Origin of the sequence: Collinsella sp. CLA-JM-H32B (assembly GCF_040098065.1) — a bacterium.
Taxonomy (GTDB): Bacteria; Actinomycetota; Coriobacteriia; order Coriobacteriales; family Coriobacteriaceae; genus Collinsella.
Window position 1 is genome coordinate 96,276 of the sequence record NZ_JBBNNA010000001.1, and the last position, 18,796, is coordinate 115,071.

At 59.1% G+C, this 18,796-nt stretch carries 13 protein-coding genes; 8 read left to right on the plus strand and 5 right to left on the minus strand.

From position 1 onward, the window contains the following. Positions 1-75 precede the first annotated feature (75 nt). Positions 76-2,388 carry a DUF4012 domain-containing protein gene (locus AAA138_RS00400; protein ID WP_349089150.1) on the plus strand — a complete coding sequence of 771 codons (2,313 nt, stop codon included), beginning with the start codon at positions 76-78 and terminating at the stop codon, positions 2,386-2,388. Between the two features lie 83 nt (positions 2,389-2,471). Further along, positions 2,472-3,899, plus strand: coding sequence for a phosphoglucosamine mutase (gene glmM / locus AAA138_RS00405; RefSeq protein ID WP_349089151.1), 1,428 nt, complete (start codon positions 2,472-2,474; stop codon positions 3,897-3,899). 170 nt (positions 3,900-4,069) lie between these two features. Here the strand turns inward: glmM and AAA138_RS00410 are convergent, their stop codons facing one another. Beyond that, a complete protein-coding gene (locus AAA138_RS00410; protein ID WP_349089152.1) occupies positions 4,070-5,653 on the minus strand; it encodes a carboxypeptidase M32 in 1,584 nt (527 codons plus the stop codon). Between the two features lie 504 nt (positions 5,654-6,157). On the opposite strand from AAA138_RS00410, the gene pheS reads away from it, so the two are divergent. The 6 genes from pheS (at position 6,158) to AAA138_RS00440 (ending at position 13,763) form a co-directional block, all read left to right on the plus strand. Further along, positions 6,158-7,234 (plus strand): phenylalanine--tRNA ligase subunit alpha, encoded by a 1,077-nt coding sequence (gene pheS, locus AAA138_RS00415; protein WP_349089153.1) that lies wholly within the window; start codon positions 6,158-6,160, stop codon positions 7,232-7,234. Positions 7,235-7,418: 184 nt separating this feature from the next. After that, positions 7,419-9,872, plus strand: a complete 2,454-nt coding sequence (gene pheT, locus AAA138_RS00420) for a phenylalanine--tRNA ligase subunit beta (protein WP_349089154.1) — start codon at positions 7,419-7,421, stop codon at positions 9,870-9,872. Positions 9,873-10,117: 245 nt separating this feature from the next. Beyond that, the gene (gene cbiM / locus AAA138_RS00425; RefSeq protein WP_349089155.1) at positions 10,118-11,203 is read left to right on the plus strand and encodes a cobalt transporter CbiM; all 1,086 of its coding nucleotides are present in this window, start codon (positions 10,118-10,120) and stop codon (positions 11,201-11,203) included. Continuing rightward, complete coding sequence (locus AAA138_RS00430; protein ID WP_349089156.1) at positions 11,181-12,017, plus strand: energy-coupling factor transporter transmembrane component T; 837 nt, start codon at positions 11,181-11,183, stop codon at positions 12,015-12,017. Before cbiM ends, AAA138_RS00430 begins: the two co-directional genes overlap by 23 nt. A gap of 46 nt (positions 12,018-12,063) precedes the next feature. Continuing rightward, positions 12,064-12,834 (plus strand): ABC transporter ATP-binding protein, encoded by a 771-nt coding sequence (locus AAA138_RS00435; protein WP_349089157.1) that lies wholly within the window; start codon positions 12,064-12,066, stop codon positions 12,832-12,834. An 80-nt stretch (positions 12,835-12,914) separates the two neighbouring features. Further along, positions 12,915-13,763 carry a hypothetical protein gene (locus AAA138_RS00440; protein WP_349089158.1) on the plus strand — a complete coding sequence of 283 codons (849 nt, stop codon included), beginning with the start codon at positions 12,915-12,917 and terminating at the stop codon, positions 13,761-13,763. On the opposite strand, the gene AAA138_RS00445 is transcribed toward AAA138_RS00440, so the two are convergent. The 4 genes from AAA138_RS00445 to AAA138_RS00460 form a co-directional block, all read right to left on the minus strand. Next, positions 13,760-14,833, minus strand: coding sequence for a hypothetical protein (locus AAA138_RS00445; protein WP_349089159.1), 1,074 nt, complete (start codon positions 14,831-14,833; stop codon positions 13,760-13,762). The two genes, AAA138_RS00440 and AAA138_RS00445, sit on opposite strands and share 4 nt — an antisense overlap. Before the next feature lie 431 nt (positions 14,834-15,264). Then, positions 15,265-16,911, minus strand: coding sequence for a recombinase family protein (locus AAA138_RS00450; protein WP_349089160.1), 1,647 nt, complete (start codon positions 16,909-16,911; stop codon positions 15,265-15,267). Positions 16,912-16,991: 80 nt separating this feature from the next. Further along, complete coding sequence (locus tag AAA138_RS00455) at positions 16,992-17,294, minus strand: hypothetical protein (RefSeq protein ID WP_085531218.1); 303 nt, start codon at positions 17,292-17,294, stop codon at positions 16,992-16,994. 18 nt (positions 17,295-17,312) lie between these two features. Beyond that, entirely contained in the window at positions 17,313-18,602 is a 1,290-nt protein-coding gene (locus AAA138_RS00460) for a plasmid recombination protein (protein ID WP_109258815.1), read from the minus strand. Between the last annotated feature and the right edge of the window lie 194 nt (positions 18,603-18,796).

The following is an 18,796-nucleotide window of genomic DNA, read 5'->3' on the forward strand; positions in this document are numbered from 1 at the left end:
TGTCGATGCTCAAAATGCCATAAACTAGTAACGTTATGGACTTTTTCATTGCGACTCAATTGCGAGGATTTCTTTATGGCTGGTAATCACTTTAAGGGCAGCGATAGCGGCCGTCCTGCAGTTCCGCCGCGTCCGAACGGGGCTGGTAAGGCCGGCACGCCGGGCGGCGCTGGACAGGGCGGTTCCGGTAAGCGCGTGTCCCCGGGCGAGACGGCGATGTTTACCGCTCTGTACGAGCAGTCTCAAAAGGCAAAAAAGACCGGCCGTGCAAGAGGGAATGTCTTTGCGGGCGGTGCAACCTCCGCGTCGCAGCCGAGCGGGGCTCCTTCGGTGCCTGCGAACAACGCAGGTGCTGCCAACGCCGCGAATGCTGCCGGCAACGTTAATGCCGGCAAGGCCGCCAACAATACTCCTTCTGCCGGTGGCGCGGGGCTTACGGGTAACCTTGGCACGATTTACACCGGCGCCTCCGAGACTGGCACGTTCGCCCGCCTGGATGATAGCGGTGCCGAGTTTGCGGGCTCGGGTTCCAAGGAAGATTATTACGATTTTGGCTTGAACTACGGTAGCGACGCTTCGTCGAGTTCGACCTCTGACGGTCTGGTCCGTCATCGCCATCGCAAGGGCGAGCGCAAAAAGCGTCACACCGGCGCCATTATTGCCGCTGTAGTCGCGGTGCTTCTCGTTGCGCTTGGCGCAAGCGGCTTTATGCTGCTTAACTCGGCAAAGACCGTAAAGAGCGAAGCGAAGGAGGCTGTCGAGATCGTCGGTGGCCTTAAGGACAAGGTCACGTCGGGCGATTTTTCGACGCTGCCTGACGACGCGAAAAAGATCGATGAGCTCTGCGACAGCATGAAGGCGGAGACCTCGAGCCCGCTGTGGGCGGCGGCTTCGTTTATCCCGGTGTATGGCAGCGATATCAATGCGGCCCGCACCATGATTGACGCCCTGTCCGATGTCTCGAGCAATGCGCTGGTTCCCATGGCCGACAACCTCTCGCAGGCTACGCCCGGCAAGCTGTTCCAGGACGGCATGATTAACGTGTCCGCGCTGCAGGCGGTCGCCGATTCGCTTTCCAGCAGCTCGAAGGTGTTCAAGAGCGCCAACGAGAAGGTCCAGGGCATTGGCGATACTCATATTTCCCAGGTGACCGAGCTGGTCGATAAGGCCAAGGACGGCTTTGCCACCCTCAACGGTGCGGTTGACGCGGCGGAGAAGGTCGCCCCCGTCCTTCCCCAGATGCTCGGCGCCAACGGCCAGACGCGCAACTACCTTATGTACGCCATGAACAACGTCGAGATTCGTGCCTGCGGCGGCTTTGGCGGTTCGCAGGGTCTGATTTCGGTCACCGACGGCCAGATGTCGATTGGCGAGTTTGTTCCCTGCATTGCGCGCAGCAAAGACGAGGCGGTTGAGAGCGTCGACGAAGAAGATGAGACGCTGTTTGGTGACCACAGCAACCTATACATCTCGGGCAACACCTATTCGCCCGACTGGCCCCGAAATTCGCAGCGTGTCGCCGCGCTGTGGAAGTCTGAATATGGTCAGGACGTCGATGGCGTCATTGGTATCGATCCGGTATTCCTGCAGTATCTGTTGGGCCTCGTGGGTAATGTTTCACTGCCCGACGGTACAGTCGTTGACGGTACTAACGCGGCGAAGGTGCTTATGCATGATGTGTACTGGAACTATCCGGTCGAGGAGTCGGACGGCATCTTTGCATCCGTCGCCAGCGCTGCCTTTGACAAGATCCTTGGCGGTATCGGCGACGTCGATGTTGCGAACCTTGTCAGCGCCGTTGAGCGCGGTGCCGAAGAGGGCCGCCTGATCGCGTGGATGAAAAACGATGACGAGCAGAACGCTATCAAGGAGATGAACATCGACGCCTCACTGCCCGATCCGGATGACCCGAGTGAAGATCCCGTTGCTGGTGTCTACTTTAACAACCTGAGCTTCTCCAAGCTCGACTGGTATCTGAACGCCGATACGCAGATTGGTCAGGGCGTGAAGAACGGCGACGGCGCTTGCTCGTATCGCATCACCGTTACCCTGACGAACATCATGACGCAGGAGGAGGCAGGTAAGCTGCCCGACTACGTAGCGGCCAGTGCGCCTGGGACCTCGCGTGACGATGAGCGCTTGTATGTATCACTGTTTGCGCCGACAGGCGGCAGCATTACCGATCTAACCGTCGAGGGGACTCAGTTTGGACTGTTCGCTGCCACTTGGCACGGAGTTCCCTGCTATTCAGGAACCGTTGACCTGCATGCTGGCGAGACGACGACGATCACGTATACGCTGACCACGTCGGCCGAGGCGGGGGACAAGCCGCTTACGCTGCGTCAGACTCCTACATGCCAGGCGGCTCGCGACAGCGCGTCGGCGTAGGGTTTTTCTGGTAGTGCAGATAATCGAGTACCATTTTGGGGCGGACAGGCAATCTGTCCGCCCCTATTTTGTAAGGAGAGCGCATGAAGTACTTTGGCACCGACGGCTTTCGCGGTGAGGCCAACGTTGGGCTGACGGTAGAGCACGCTTATAAGATTGGCCGTTTTGTGGGCTGGTATTACGGCGCCAACCGCGAGCGCAAGGCACGCGTGATCGTGGGCAAGGACACGCGTCGCTCGAGTTATATGTTTGAGGCGGCGCTGGTGAGCGGCCTGGTCGCGAGCGGTGCGGACGCCTATATGCTGCACGTGATCCCCACGCCGGGCGTAGCGCATCAGACTGTGGAAGGCTGCTTCGATTGCGGCATCATGATCAGCGCGAGCCACAACCCGTTTTGCGATAACGGCATTAAGCTAGTCAACAGCGACGGCTTTAAGATGGACGAGGACGTGCTGGAGCTCATCGAGGACTACATCGATGGCAAGAGCGAAGTTCCGCTGGCCACGGGCAACCACATCGGTGCCACGGTGGACTACATGCAGGGCCGCAACCGCTACATTGCTTCGCTCATTGCAAGTGCGAACTTTTCGCTGCAGGGCGTCAAGATCGGTATCGACTGCGCCAACGGCTCGGCTTCCTCGGTGGCCAAGCCGGTGTTTGACGCGCTCGGTGCCGACGTGCGCGTGATCAATGCCGCGCCCGATGGTTTTAACATCAACGTCGATTGCGGCTCCACGCATATGGAGCGCCTGCAGCGCCATGTGGTGGAGCAGGGCCTGGACGTGGGTTTTGCCTACGATGGCGATGCCGACCGCTGCCTGGCCGTGGATGAGCGCGGTCGCGTGGTAGACGGCGACCAGATCCTGTACGTGTGCGGCGTGTATCTGAACAAACACGGTCGCCTTTCGGGCGGTACCGTGGTGCCGACGATTGCCAGCAACTTTGGCCTGATCAAGTCGTTGGAGCTTGCCGGTCTGAGCGCCGTGACCAGCGGCGTGGGCGACCGTCACGTGTATGCCAAGATGCGCGAGGGCGGCTACAGCCTGGGCGGCGAGCAGACGGGCCATACGATCTTTGGCGATATCGAGCGCACGGGCGACGGCATTATGACCTCGCTGCGCGTGATGGAAGTGATTCGTGCCGAGCGTGAGACGCTCTCGCAGCTCACGGCTCCGTGCAAGCTGCTGCCGCAGGCGCAGGTGGCCGTGCACGTGGCGGACAAGGACGCCGCGCTCGAGAACATGGGCGTGCAGAACGCCATCGCCGAGGCCGAGGCGTCGCTGGCGGGCGAGGGCCGCGTGCTCGTACGCAAGAGCGGAACCGAGTCGGTTATCCGCGTGCTGGCCGAGGCGCCCGACCAAGCATCCGCCGATGCCGCCATGAAGCGCATCGCCAACGCGCTCGAGGTCCTGCAGTTACGCGGTTTTACCAAACCGCGTAACTGCTCGACGCTGCAAACGGCCCCAAGCGGCAATCTGACGTTCAATTTCAAGGGCGCGACCAGAAGGTGAGCGCCCTTTCATTTCACGTCACCTTGCTCGCTTGGGGCCGTTTTCGCTGACGTTGCCAAGACATTAGCGTCAACGAACTAGTCATTGGGTACCTAGTTATTGGGTGAAAAAAGGGGACGCTGCGGATTGGTTTCGCGGCGTCCCCTTTGCGTTGGCGTGTCGGTTATGCCTTACAGCTCGTAGAGCGTGGTGAACTTGTCCTGCAGGTAGCTGCAGTAGTAGCGGGCATCGAACGCCATGCCGCACGCGCCCTTGATGAGCTCCGGCGCGTCCTTGGCGCGGCCCCACTGCCAAATGTGCTCGCCCAGCCAGGCGCGGACGGGTGTCAGGTCGCCGCTCGCACAGGCGCCGTTGAGGTCGACACCGTCGCGGCACATGGCCGGCACAAACATGGCATCGTAGGCACTGCCCAGCGCATACGTGGGGAAGTAGCCAAACGAGCCGCCGCTCCAGTGCGTATCCTGTAGACAGCCGTGCGTGTCGTCGGGAACGGGAATGCCCAGGTACTCATCCATGAAGCGGTTCCAAAGCGCGGGGATGTCCTTGGCCGTGGCCTCGCCGGCAAACAGCATACGCTCGATCTCGTAGCGCACCATAATATGCAGCGGATAGGTGAGCTCGTCGGCCTCGGTGCGGATCAGCGAAGGCTGCGCGATGTTCACGGCGTGGTAGAGCGTGTCCTCGTCTACGTTGCCGTAGACCTCGGGTGCGTGGCGGCGCAGCACCTCGAGCAGCGGTCCCATAAAGGCACGGCTGCGGCCCACGGTGTTCTCAAAGAAGCGGCTCTGGCTCTCGTGGATGCCCATGGAGGTGCCGCCCTCCAGACAGGTGCGCGCATAGGCGGGATTGACGCCCAGCTCGTACATGGTGTGCCCCGCCTCGTGGATGATGCTGTAGACGTTGGAGATGCAATCGTCCTCGTAGATGTGTGTCGCGATGCGCGCGTCACCCACGGCAAAGCCCTCGCTAAACGGGTGCTCGGTAAAGGCAAGCGTGGTGTCGTCCAGGTTCAGGCCGACGAGCTTCATCAGGTCGAAGCTCATGGCGCGCTGGGCGGCCTCGGGCACGCGGGCGTGCAAAAAGTCGGCAGCGGGCTGCTGGCCGCGCTCGCCAATGGCGTGCACGAGCGGCACGACCGTGGCCTTGACCTCCTCGCAAAACGCGTCGAAGCTCTCGGCAGAAAGGCCGCGCTCGTACTGGTCGAGCCAAACGTCGTATGGGTCGCGCTTGGGGTCCATGAGTTCGGCCTGATGCTTAAGTTGGGCGACGATTCTATCCACATAGGGCTCAAAGCTCGCCCAGTCGTTGGCCGTCTTGGCCTTATGCCACACGGCGTCGGCCTCGCAGGTGAGCCTGGTCCAGGCCTCGGCCTCCTCGGTAGGAATAACGCTTGCCTCGCGCTGGTCGCGGCCGAGCACGCGAATCTCGTCGAGCAGCTGCGGGTCGTCTACGTGTCCGCCTGCAACCGTCTCGCGCGCTAACGAGCGTACGAGCTCAACGGACTTCTCGCTGGTCAGCAGCTTGTGATGCTCGCCGGCAAGCGTGCCCATGGCGTCGGCACGGGCGGCAGCGCCGTTGGCAGGAGCAATCGTCGCCCCATCGAACTCGGCAATCTTGAGCAGGTACTCGCGAGTCCACAGCTTGCCCTCGAGTTTGCGGAACTTTTTGACGGCCTTGTCGACTTTAGCGGCCTTGACGCCCTTGGCGGCCTTTGCCACGGCGGCCTTGGCCTTCTTATCGAGTTTCTTTCCCATACCGTATCCTTAATCTCGCAGGCCGAGCGCCGCAGGCGGGTGCGCGGCCAGTTTGCACAGCTACCTGCCTTGTACCCAGCGCGAACAAAACGGAACGCGGCGATGCGCTCGCGAAATGTGTTATCCTATAGCCCAATGCGTTGACGGAGAGGGTTTTGCCCGCCGCGTCGCCGGCAAGAGAGGGAAGGTCATGGGCTGCAAGCCTTCCTGCGGTGGCAAGGGCCAAGCGTTCACTCCCGAGCAGCGACCTCAACGGGCACGCGGCCAGTGGCAGCAAAGTCCCAGTAGGGAAGCCGTGAGCCTCGCGACAAGAGGCACAGAGTGGGCGCGGCGGGCCAGACATCCGCCGGGTCAAACAAGGTGGTACCGCGGAATTCAACCGTCCTTGGGCAATGTACATGCCCGAGGGCGGTTTTTTTGTTACCGAACCGGGCCGCGCATCCGCAACATCGGGCGGCGTCAGCCGTCCCGGAGCGCGGATGTGCGAGAGACGAAAGGGAAGACATGAGTCTGATTGATGATCTGGTCAAACTCGAGGAAGAGGCCAAGGAGCTCGTCACTAGCGCTGACGACGCCGCCAAGCTCGAGGCCGCGCGCGTTGAGCTGCTCGGCCGCAAGGGCCGTATCACCGGCCTGATGCGCATGATGGGCAAGCTCGCTCCCGAGGATCGTCCCATGATGGGCAAACGCGCCAACGAGATGCGCCAGCTGATCGAGGGCATGCTCGACGAGCGCACCACCGAGATGAAGGCCGCCGCCCTCAAGCACACACTCGAGCACGAGGCCGTCGACATCACGCTGCCGGGCATCCGTCCGCAGATCGGTCACCAGCACCTGATCAAGCAGATCATCGAGGAGGCCGAGGACATCTTCTGCGGCATCGGCTACACCGTCGAGTCCGGCCCCATGGTCGATACTTCCTACTACAACTTCACCGCGCTCAACGCGCCCATGGATCACCCGAGCCGCTCGGCTCGCGACACGTTCTATGTGGTCGACAACAACCCCGGCAGCGTCGCGCATCCCGAGGCTCACGCTCACGGTGAGTCCGACGTGCTGCTGCGCACCCAGACCTCGGGCGTGCAGATCCACACCATGGAGTCGCAGAAGCCGCCCATCTACATGATCTGCCCGGGCACCGTCTACCGTCCCGACACGGCCGACGCCTGCCACCTGCCGCAGTTCAACCAGATTGAGGGCCTGGTCGTCGACGAGGGCATCACCTTTGGCGATCTTAAGGGCACGCTCGACTACTTTGTTAAGTGCATGTTTGGCGAGGATCGCAAGACGCGTTACCGCCCGCACTTCTTCCCCTTCACCGAGCCCAGCTGCGAGGTGGACGTGAGCTGCCACGTGTGCGGCGGCAAGGGCTGCAACTTCTGCAAGCACAGCGGCTGGATCGAGATCCTGGGCTGCGGTATGGTCGACCCCAACGTCCTGATCAACTGCGGCATCGACCCCGAGAAGTACACCGGCTTCGCCTTTGGTATTGGCGCCGAGCGCGTCGCGGCACTGCGCTACGACCTGCCCGACCTCAGAACGCTCATGACGGGCGATATGCGTTTTCTGAATCAGTTCTAGGCTGCGGCTTGCCCAAGCACGGCACCTCGGCGCTCATTCGTCGCTTGCGTACCAAAGTACGCGGCGCTCCTCTTTCGGGCCGATCTGCCGCACTTGGACAACCCTCGCTTTGTAAGGAATGTTCACAAAGTTGAAGTTTCCACCTGCATCTTTTCGCAGGCTTTCAGTATGAAAGGAGAGCTAGATGCGTGTTTCTTACGACTGGCTCAAGACCATGATCGATATTCCGGAGGATCCCAAGACCCTTTCGGACGAATATATCCGTACCGGCACCGAGGTCGAGGCGATCGACACCGTGGGCGAGTCCTTCGACCACGTGGTGACCGCCAAGGTGCTCACCAAGACCCCGCACCCCGATAGCGACCACATGTATGTGTGCTCGGTCGACGTGGGCGACAAGAACCTCGACGCCGATGGCAACCCCGCCCCGCTGCAGATCGTCTGCGGCGCGCAGAACTTCGAGGCTGGTGACCACATCGTCACGGCCATGATCGGCGCTGTCCTGCCCGGCGACGTCAAGATCAAGAAGAGCAAGCTTCGCGGCGTCGTGTCCGTGGGCATGAACTGCTCCGCGCGAGAGCTCGGCCTGGGCGGCGACCACTCCGGCATTATGATCCTGCCCGAGGATACGCCCTGCGGCATGCCGTTTGCCGAGTACGTGGGCTCGAGCGACACCGTGCTCGACTGCGAGATCACGCCCAATCGTCCCGACTGCCTGTCCATGATCGGCATGGCCCGCGAGACCGGCGCCATCTTCGATCGCGATTTCCACGTTGAGCTGCCCACCATCAAGGCCGAGACCGGCCGCGCGACCGACGACGAGCTTTCCGTCGAGATCGCCGACGAGGGCCTGTGCGACCGCTATGTCGCCCGCATCGTGCGCAACGTGAAGGTCGGCCCCTCGCCCGACTGGATGGTCAAGCGCCTTAACGCCTTGGGCGTGCGTCCGCACAACAACATTGTCGACATCACCAACTACGTGATGATGCTCACCGGTCAGCCGCTGCATGCCTTTGACCTGGACACCTTTGCCGAGCGCGATGGCCACCGCCGCGTGGTGGTTCGCGCCGCCCAGCAGGATGAGAAGTTCACGACGCTCGACGGCGAGGAGCGCACGCTCGACGCCGGCATGGGCCTTATCACTGACGGCGAGCGCCCCGTGGCGTTGGCTGGCGTTATGGGCGGCATGGATTCCGAGATCGAGGACGATACCGTCGATGTGATGGTCGAGAGCGCCTGCTTCAACGCCGGTCGCACCTCGCACACCAGCCGCGACCTGTCGCTGATCTCGGATGCCTCCATTCGCTTTGAGCGCCAGGTCGACGAGACCGGCTGCGTGGACGTCGCCAACGTCACGTGCGCGCTCATCGAGGAGATCGCCGGCGGCGAGGTTGCTCCTGGCTATGTCGACGTTTTCCCCGCGCCCAAGACCATCGACAGCATTAAGCTGCGCCTGGCCCGCGTGCATGCCATCTGCGGTGCCGACATCGACCCCGACTTTATCGAGCGTTCGCTCACTCGCCTGGGCTGCACCGTCGAGCGCGACGGCGAGGACTTTATGGTCACTCCGCCGAGCTTTCGCCCCGACCTGCCGCGCGAGATCGATCTGATCGAGGAGGTCCTGCGCCTGTGGGGCATGGGCCGTGTGACGGCGACCATCCCGGCTGCCAAGAACCATATTGGCGGCCTGACCCGCGAGCAGAAGCTCACCCGTAAGGTCGGCGAGATCCTGCGCGCCTGCGGCCTCAACGAGACCACGACTTTCGGCTTTGCCGCTCCGGGCGACCTGGAGAAGATCGGTATGTCCACCGAGGGCCGCGGTTGCCCCGTGGTGCTCATGAACCCGCTGGTAGCCGAGCAGACCGAGATGCGTCGTTCGCTGCTGCCGGGCCTGCTGCAGTCTGTGGCCTATAACGAGGCCCACGGCACGCCCAACGTGCACCTGTACGAGGTCGGTAGCCTGTTCCACGGTCGCGAGAACGCCAGCCTGCCCAAGGAGACCAAGTCCGTGGCGGGTGTGCTCTCGGGCCAGTGGAGCGAGCAGTCTTGGAACATGAAGTACCGCAAGCTGCGCTTCTTCTTTGGCAAGGGCATTGTCGAGGAGCTGCTTGCCCAGCTGCGCATCGAGAAGGTTCGCTTCCGTCCCGTCGAGGGAGAGGGCTATGCCTTCTTGCAGCCGGGTCGTGCGGCCGAGGTTCTGTCCGGCGGCACCGTGCTGGGCTGGGTCGGCGAGATTCACCCCGAGGCGCGCGAGGCCTGCGGTATCGACGAGGTCGTCGTTGCCTTTGAGCTCGACCTGGACAAGCTGATCAAGGGCGCCCGCAATCAGGAGAACTACCGCGAGTTCTCGCAGTACCCTGCCGTTGAGCACGACCTTGCTATCGTGGTTGATAACTCCGTGACCTGCGAGGATCTTGAGCGCCGCATTACCAGCGCCGGCGGCAAGCTGCTCGAGGGCGTGCGCCTGTTCGACGTCTACCGCGATCCCATCCGCATCGGAGCGGGCAAGAAGTCCATGGCCTTTGCGCTTACGTATCGCTCCGACGACCATACGCTCACCAGCGAAGAGGTCGAGAAGGCGCACCAGAAGATCGTCACCAAGGTGTGCAAGGGCGTAAACGGCGAGGTCCGCGGATAGGGCTTGCGCTGGGTATAGGCCAGCGGTGGCTGCCGCCGAGTCCTACGTGACTGCTATGCTCGATATAAGGCGCTGCTGAGCCTGCATATATGACACGCGCATTACATAACGGCGTGCTGCTTTGTCGGCAGTGCGCCGTTTTGCTATGATAGCCCGCGGCGTGTTACGAATCTGACATTACGTAACACTGACAAGGTGATTTTAGCGGCGTTGCAATTCCGTGCGCCGATAACCGGGAGGCGTATATGCACATTCCAGACAACTACCTGTCCCCGCAGACCGATGCCGTCATGGCGGTGGCGATGGTGCCCGTATGGGTTCACTGCATCAAAAAGGTGCGCGCCACGCTCGATCGCGAGCACATGGCTTTCCTGGGTATCTGCGCCGCATTTTCCTTCTTGCTCATGATGTTCAACGTGCCGCTGCCTGGCGGCACCACTGGTCACGCTGTTGGCGGCGCGCTCATCGCGCTGCTGCTGGGCCCCGAGGCCGCGGCTATCGCTGTCTCGGTCGCGCTGGCGCTGCAGGCGCTGCTGTTTGGCGACGGCGGCGTTCTGTCCTTTGGCGCCAACTGCTTTAACATGGCCTTTGTGCTGCCGTCTGCCGCTGCTATTGTCTTCCGTGCGCTCAACAGCCGTCTGCACGACAAGAGCTGGGGCACCTCGGTTTCTGCCATCGTGAGCGGTTGGGTCGGCCTGTGCCTGGCGGCCCTGTGCGCGGCAATCGAGTTTGGCATTCAGCCCATGCTCTTCACCAACGCTTCGGGCGCTCCGCTGTACTGCCCCTTCCCGCTGTCCGTGGCTATTCCGGCCATGATGATCCCGCATATGCTGGTTGCCGGCGTGATCGAGGGCGTGGCGACGGCTGCCATCTACGGTTTCATTAAGAAGACGGCGCCGAGCGTTATCGTCGGGCCCGAGGCCGTCGATGGCCAGCTTGCTGCCGAGGTCACTGCTGCCAAGAAGACCTCGCTGGTCCCCACGCTCATTCTGGTCGCCGTGCTTGTCGTGGCTACGCCGCTCGGCTTGCTTGCCACCGGTGACGCCTGGGGTGAGTGGGATGCCGAGGGCGCCGCGACCGCCGTTCAGGAGGCTGGCGACGACAGCCTGCAGGCTTCGGTCGGCCTCGACACCCCGACTTTTGCCGACGCTCTGCCTACGGGTGATTACCTGCAGGCCTATTCCGAGGAACAGGGCCTTGGCTTTGCCGGCCAGGCTGCCATGTATATCCTGTCCGGCGTGATTGGCGTGGCGGTGCTCACCATCGCATTTCGTCTGATCTCGCTGACGGTTAAGGAAAGCGGTGCTCATGGCAATAGCCGAGCTGCCTAGCTGGCTTGCGGTCGAGGAGCGATACGAGTCCGCGGGGGCTCGTCATCGCGTGATGCAAAAGAATGTCCTGCACCTGGCGAGCCTGCTTGAGCGGGTTCGCCTGGGTGGAGGCGCGCACGAGGGCGGGTCGATGATCGACCGCGCCCTTTCTTGCGTTTCGGCGCCGGTGCGCCTGGTGGGGATGTTCGTTTGCGTCCTGTGCGTGTGTCTGACGCAGAGCCCGCTGTACCTGATGTTGATGGCGGCGGTCGCGTTGCTGCTGGTCGCGGTGCGCCCCGCACGCGGGCTGCGCGCGACCTTTGTACCGGCGCTTGGCGCCACGGGGCTTGCACTGGTTCTGGCACTGCCTGCCCTGCTGCTGGGCTCGTCTGCCACGGGCGCCATGCTCAAGATTGCGCTCAAGACCTTCATTAATGTGTCGCTGGTGCTGGGCGTTTCGTGGACCCTCACGTGGAGCCGCATGTCGGCGGCGCTCAAGATGCTGCATCTTCCCGACGAAGTTATCTTTACGTTTGATATGGCGCTCAAGCACATCGAGGTGCTGGGTCGCACAGCGCACAATCTGTGTGAATCGGTCATGCTGCGCAGCGTTGGCCGTGCGCCTGAGGGATTTTCGCGCACCGATTCGATCGCGGGTATCATGGGCATGACCTTTATCAAGGCGATGGAATGCAGCCGCGCAATGGATGAGGCTATGCTTTGCCGCGGCTTTGCCGGTGTGTATCCGGCGCCCGCGCGCGCCGGGTTTGGCTGGCGCAATGCGGTCTATGCGGCCGGCGTGGCGCTGCTGGCAGTGTTGTGCGCCGTGCTGTAGGCGCTGCTGGTTTCGACTGGGGATGCAAATGGGGAAGGGCGACGTTTTGACGATCGATATGAATAGTGCGGCGGGCACGAACGGTGCGGGCGGCGCCGAGGTCGCGCCGCTCATCGAGCTGCGCGACGTGGTGTTCTCCTATACGGGTCATACGGTGGTCGACGGCGTATCGCTGCAGGTGGACCGCGGGGAGCTCGTTGCGCTGCTCGGCCCCAACGGCTGCGGCAAGACCACGATCATGAGGCTCATCAATGGCCTTGAGCTCGCGGATGCTGGCACGTATCTGTTTGATGGACGCGTGGTTGACGCAGCGTATCTCAAGGATTCCGCGGCCGCTCAGCGTTTTCATCAGCGCGTAGGTTTTGTGTTTCAAAATGCTGATGCTCAGCTGTTCTGCGCTACGGTGGGCGAGGAAGTTGCTTTTGGTCCGGCTCAAATGGGGCTGCCAGCGGGCGAGCTCGACCGTCGCGTGCGCGATGCCCTGGAGCTGTTTCAAGTTGCCGACCTGGTCGATGCTTCGCCCTATCAGCTTTCGGGCGGGCAAAAGAAGCGTGTGGCGCTGGCGGCAGTCGTATCGATGAACCCCGATATCCTAGTGCTCGATGAGCCTACCAACGGGCTCGATGAGGACTCGTGCGACATCGTGGTCAACTTTTTGCTGGCCTACGTTGCTGCCGGTAAGACGGTTTTGATGAGCACGCACCATCAAGATTTGGTGCGCCGCCTGGGGGCCCGTGCAATCTATATCGATCGATATCACCATGTGGTCGAGGCGCCCGTGCCGTCGTATGGAACCGAAAGCGGTGCTACGGAATAGTTGCTGCGTAGAGCGTGCGTAGCCGCCCGCGCGGCTTTGCCGTGATGGTATAGTTATCCAGGTTTTTTATGGGGGTGGCTATGCCAAGCTGGAACATTCATATTGCTCAGACGGAGCGTTTGCTGGAGTGCACCGGTGCGCTTGCCAATAGCGTGCGCGACCGCAATGCCTTTTTGTTTGGCTGCGTGGTTCCGGATATCTTCGTGGGCTATATGGTCCCTGGCATCGCCGATCCCATCCCGTACCGCATTACGCACTTTGCAAAGCCCGAGCCTATCCCTAAGCCGCGCGAGCACGAGTTCTGGGATACCTATGTGGCGCCACTGCTTAAAAGTTCGCCCAGCGGTGCGCCGGCCGCGGCGACCTCGATTATCGAGGAACGCGAGCGATTGAACCGCGTGCACTATCCCCAGCGCTATAGGGATGCTGAGCCGGTTATCGGTCCCGGCGCTCGTGAGTTCTCGCTTGCGTCCGAGGACGTGGCGCAGTCGTTGCTCGATTTGACACTGGGTGTCTGGTCGCATCTGGTGGCCGATACCGTATGGAATACGTGCGTGAATCAGTACCTGGAGGCGCACGGCGGCAAGCCGTGCGAGGAATTCCGCATTAAAAAGCAAGGCGACTTTGACTGGTTTGGCAAGACGCTCGGCATAGTTTCGATTCCGCGCGCGACCGATCGCCTGTATACCGCGGCGACGCGTTTTGGACAGTATCCCATTCATAAGGAGTATGTGCTCAAGACCATCGGCGTCATGCACGAGATTGTGCGCGAAAACCCCGGCGAGCCCGATCATCCGCCGTATCGCTTGCTAACCGAGGAGTTCTTCAACGCAACGTTTACCGAGGTCATCGAGCTGACCGAGGCGGGCTTTGCCGAGCGCGTGGCCGCTCCCGGCACACCCGCGCTGCCTCTGATCGCTAGCTGCTAGCCGGACGGCTTGACGGTAAACAGTTCGTCCCAATTGACCAACAGCTCCCGTCGCAGGGCATCTTCGGTGGTGCGTTCCTGATCGGTCTTTGGGATGTAGGGGAGCCCCGCCTTTTTATGGATGAGTTCGGCGATGTTGCGAAAGCTCTTCGTGTCTTTGATTTGCTCATAGGTTATCTGGATAACGTCATAGCCCATGCTGCTGAGCGCGGTGGTGCGCTCGGCATCGGAGAGACTTGCGGCTTCGCCATCGTGGGCGGAGCGACCTTGGCATTCCAAGATGACGCCCATACTGTCGGTGTTGCTCTCGATGAGGATATCGGCGTAGCAGCAGGTTTTGTCATACAGCGAACGCGCGTCCTCGCTGAGCGGGATACGCACGTTGTTTGCGATGTTGATGCCCATGCCGCCCTCGTCGCGGGGGAGCGAGACAAGCATGGAGGTCTGTACTTCGAAGGGCGAGGCGGTCTGCCCCGTCATGTGCTCGGCCGCCCATCGCAGTTGTTTAACGCCGCGCAGGCCTGTGGCCTGCTTGGCGAACGCGGCGATATCCGCCGCGCTGAGGGTTGGCGCGCGTTTCCACAAATTGGTGTCATTGCCCTTGGTGTCGACAACGCGTTTCCAACCACAGTCGGGCGGAATGAGCTTAAGCGAAATTGCTTCATCGAGCTGCTGCTGCGCCCGTTTACAAGGCGTGAACACTGCAAAGGAGCCGCACATCTCGTAGCAAGCCATGAGTAACCGGTTGCGTGAGACCTGCGTAGCAAGGCTGAGCAGCGTAAACTCGGGCGACGTGACATCAAATCCATGTTCAGTTTGCCTAAATGACCCCGGAGGGGGCTCTTGGGTCAGGAGATGCGATTTAAACAGGTTTCGCGACCCGGATTGTGCCCGAGTGAATACAAGCCTGTGAAGCGGTGCGTGAAGCAGGTCTTTTACAACTGCATGACTTCCGAGGCCGCAACATCTGCGATCCATGTCGTCTAGACTGACAGCGGGGTAAAGGCCTAATACCTGCGGCGGGATGCGGTAATAGTTAAAAGCGGATTGACCGCATAACGTCAGGTCCATGACGTCCTCCTGGTCGAAATGTGCTTTTGGACCGTGCGATGCCAGCGTCAATCCGGAAGTATGCGGCAAAATCTGAACCCTATGAGCAGACCTGGCTGTTGAGCCTAGTTTATCAGGCATTTTGTTATGAAAAAACAGGGCGTGCTCGGAGGTCTCGGAATTTGCCGCATACTTCCGAAAACCAGGTCGATCTGGTTCTTGCTAAAACGATTCAGCAGCGTCGGATAAGGTGTGGGTTTGCCACCGGGCGAACACTTTTAGCGCCTGAGGCTTTATTTTTTGGGCCTCGAAGGGTGGATTTCGCGCTTTTGGTAAAGATATGAGTGCGTCTTTTGCCGTGTGCCGGCATTGGCACAGAAAAAGGGCCCGGAAGGCAAGGCTTAATAGTGACAAGTAACTATTTTGTCGCAGAGAACGGTGTGACCCGAAGGTCACGCCGTTTTTCTGCGTTCATAGGTTGTTTGTGTGACAATAGGCTCGGAAATAACGGGAATATCCACATCGTCCACAAAGTTGAAAAAAATCTTCACTTTCTGCTTGCGCTTGCCGCTGGACTTGTCCGGGGCATAGACAACGATCTTCTTGATATACTCGTTCACGATGGTCTGTGTCAGTTCCTCCACATCCACATATTTCTGTGTCAGGGCGATAAAGGCATCCAGACCGTCATTCATTTCTTCCCGCTGTTCCACCCATTCTTCGATAACTTCAATTTCGAGCTTTAACCGTTCCTGTTCGGCTTCATAGTCCGCAGACATCTTTCTGTATCTGTCCTGATTGAGATTTCCAAGAACATAGTCCTCGTACAGCCGGGAGATGATGACATCCAGATCGGCAAGGCGTTTCTTTGCCTGTTCCAGCTTCTTTTTGTCATCCCGGATGCTGCGCTCCTGGTCAGTCCTGCGGCATTGCAGCCATTCCTCCTGAAAACCGTCCACATCGCTTCGGATATACTCATTGACTGCCCGGATGCGTTCCAGAACGATTTCACGAAGCACATCTTCCCGGATATAGTGGGCAGTACAAGTACCACGGTTGCTCTTGTAGTTGTTGCAGACGTAGTGATCCTGCTTGCCCTCAAAGCTTTTGCTTGTGGCAAAGTGGAGCTTGCCGCCGCAATCGGCACAAAACAGAAGCCCTGAGAACAATCCCTGCCGTTCCGCTTTTGCGGGGCGGCGTTTGTTTTTCCTCAGTTCCTGCACCCTGTCAAACTGTGCCTGAGATACAATCGCTTCCTGTGTGTCCGGCAGATAAAACATATTCTCCGGCTCATTGGGAATCCGCTTTTTCAGCTTGTAGGACTTGGAATAAGTCTTGAAGTTGCAGGTACAGCCTGTGTACTCCTGCCGTTCCAAAATCCCTACAATGGACTGGTTGCTCCAGTGGTACGGTCTTTCCGGCATCGGCTTTTTCTTTCGCTTGGCATACAGAGCTTTTGCGGTCAGAATCTGCTTTTCTTCCAGAATCCTTGCAATCTGCTCCGGGCCTTTGCCGTCAATGCAAAGGTCGAAGATGAGCTTGACTACCGGAGCCGCTTCTTCATCCAGAATCCAGTGATCCTTGTCCTCCGGGTCACAGCGGTATCCGTAGGGCGGTTTGCCCATGTGCTTCCCACTGGTTCCTCTCTGCCGCAAACTGACACGGACTTTCTTGCTGGTATCACGGGGATACCACTCGTTGAACAGATTACGGATTGCGGCGAAGCCCTCGCTGTCTCCCCAGTTGCTGTCCACACCGTCATTTACGGCGATAAAGCGGACATCGTAGCTCGGAAAGATAATATCCGTATATTGTCCAACAGTCAGATAGTCACGACCAAATCGGCTGAGGTCTTTGACCAGCCAGCAGCCTACAAGCCCCTGCTTGACAAGCTCAAAGCCCTCCTGCACACCGGGACGATTGAAGTTCGTCCCCGTATAACCGTCATCCACCAGAATTTTCAGGTTTGTATACCCGTGGTCACGGGCATATCGGGTTAAATACTCTCGCTGATTTGCGATACTGTTACTCTCTCCATCTTGGGCATCCTCATTGCTCAAACGACAGTAGAGAATGGTAATTTTCTGCTGATCCAACATAATATCCTCCTTCGGTTGTTGGTCAGCCGACAGTACCGTTGTGCATACTGGAATTATATCATGCTTTTGTGTCGCAGTCATTAACAAATCACCCCCTTGTCAGAAAAAATGAGCCGTTTTACCTTGTCGGCAAGCGGCTCATTCCCGTCACATTCTGTTTCAATCACATACCATGTGTTCCCGATCTTACGCTCAATGGTTTTGCGGAAAGAAGACTGCGCTGTTTCCCAATGCTTGCGGCATTCTTCCAAAAAATCAATGGGCGGCTCAAAAATCGGGTCGAAGCAGGAGTAAATATCAATATAGCCGATGGCATCATTGATTTCTTCCATCGGGGCATCTTCCATAATCATCTTGTTAATTTCCTCTACGGTTTTATTCATAGGCAAATAGTTCCTTTCTTAAATTTCCATATCCTGCCTACGCTTACGGGCAGGGTGCTTATGTTCCTGTGTTTCCTTTCCTCTGGCGAGAATGGCATGAACAAAAGCCCAAACCCTTTCAGACGCAATCTCTATCGCATCCAAGAAAGGCTGGGCTTTCTGTTTCAGTTCCATATATTTTTCGTTTACTGCTTCATACCGCTGTTTCCAGATGGAAATTGTTTTTTCAGCAGAAGCCAGTTTCTCTTTCAAACGCTTATTGTCAGCATTGGCAATAATGCCGTTGACCGCATAGCGTTTGAGTGTATCGCACTGATCCGGCGTGAGCGAGACATTTCCGGTGAGGGCATTTTTCTTGCCCATTTCCTCAATATCCTGCACCGTCAGCGCAATGGTCTTTGCTGCCTTGGTTTCCTTTTGCAGAGCTTCCAGTTTCTTTTTCTGCTTCTCCGTAGCAGCCTTGGCATCCGCCAAACTCTGCTCGGCCTGTTCCACCTGTCCGGTCACAGTTTCCAGGCGGTGCTGTTCGGCCTGTAACTTGAACTGTGTCACCGTCAGATGTTCCTCGGTACTGCCACGCTCTCCACGCTCCACATCGGTATATCCGGCGGCTCGCATGAAATTAAAAAAGTCATCCTGCAGCACACTGTAGGACGACTTCAAAATCTTTTTCCCTTTTGCGTTCAACATCGGATTGCCATCTTCATTGAGAACGGGTTTGGATTCCCATTTCTTACTGCGGCTGACCTGTGTGATCGTTTCTTTTACCGTTCCCCGGAGGAATTCATCCTTGCACCGCTTCGACCACAGGATTTGCTTTTCCACCACCGGGATATAAACCACATGGAGGTGGTAGTGATACACATCCTCGCCCAGGGCTTCGGACATTGCCCGGTTGCGCTCATCGGCGTGCATCACAGCGGAGAGGATATACTGCTCGCCGCCCACAATCTCCACGGCGGCTTTGTAGGCATCGGCATAGAACTGTTTGGCATATTCATAGCCGCCGTGGTTGTGGAAGTAGGCAGAGTTTACATCAAACAGCAGCTCCCCATATTTCACCGCATCGGCTTTCAGACCACGGGTGGAGATAACACCATCTGCAATCATCTGATCGAACATGGCGGCATAGCTGTCGGTAGGTTTCTTGAAGTGGACATTGCGGTGGGTCTGGGTGGTATCAATATCTTGATTGGAGTAGCTGTCTTTTTCTCGCTCGTTATGCTCCTGAACTTTCGCCACATCGTCGAGGGTGGGCAAGTCCTGGTTACGGGCAAAGGTACGGTCAATTCCATCGTTTCTTGCCATAGGTTTTTTCCTTTCTTTCGAGAGTAGCAGACGGGCGGGGCTGCGGGGATGCACTTCTGCGGAAGTGTAATAACCCACTATAACACTTTCATCCATTCTGGCTGCAAAGTGCCGTGGGCTCTCCCGAGGGGGTGTGCGGTCACTGCGGTGACCTCTGCTGACCAAGGCAAAATGTCTGCAACTTTTCCCATGGT

Coding starts and splice junctions, on each gene's coding strand:
- cbiM (WP_349089155.1), top strand. CDS start 10,118: ATGCACATTCCAGACAACTACCTGTCCCCGCAGACCGATGCCGTCATG.
- AAA138_RS00445 (WP_349089159.1), bottom strand. CDS start 14,833: ATGGACCTGACGTTATGCGGTCAATCCGCTTTTAACTATTACCGCATC.
- AAA138_RS00410 (WP_349089152.1), bottom strand. CDS start 5,653: ATGGGAAAGAAACTCGATAAGAAGGCCAAGGCCGCCGTGGCAAAGGCC.
- AAA138_RS00455 (WP_085531218.1), bottom strand. CDS start 17,294: ATGAATAAAACCGTAGAGGAAATTAACAAGATGATTATGGAAGATGCC.
- AAA138_RS00430 (WP_349089156.1), top strand. CDS start 11,181: ATGGCAATAGCCGAGCTGCCTAGCTGGCTTGCGGTCGAGGAGCGATAC.
- AAA138_RS00440 (WP_349089158.1), top strand. CDS start 12,915: ATGCCAAGCTGGAACATTCATATTGCTCAGACGGAGCGTTTGCTGGAG.
- pheS (WP_349089153.1), top strand. CDS start 6,158: ATGAGTCTGATTGATGATCTGGTCAAACTCGAGGAAGAGGCCAAGGAG.
- glmM (WP_349089151.1), top strand. CDS start 2,472: ATGAAGTACTTTGGCACCGACGGCTTTCGCGGTGAGGCCAACGTTGGG.
- AAA138_RS00450 (WP_349089160.1), bottom strand. CDS start 16,911: ATGTTGGATCAGCAGAAAATTACCATTCTCTACTGTCGTTTGAGCAAT.
- AAA138_RS00460 (WP_109258815.1), bottom strand. CDS start 18,602: ATGGCAAGAAACGATGGAATTGACCGTACCTTTGCCCGTAACCAGGAC.
- AAA138_RS00400 (WP_349089150.1), top strand. CDS start 76: ATGGCTGGTAATCACTTTAAGGGCAGCGATAGCGGCCGTCCTGCAGTT.
- pheT (WP_349089154.1), top strand. CDS start 7,419: ATGCGTGTTTCTTACGACTGGCTCAAGACCATGATCGATATTCCGGAG.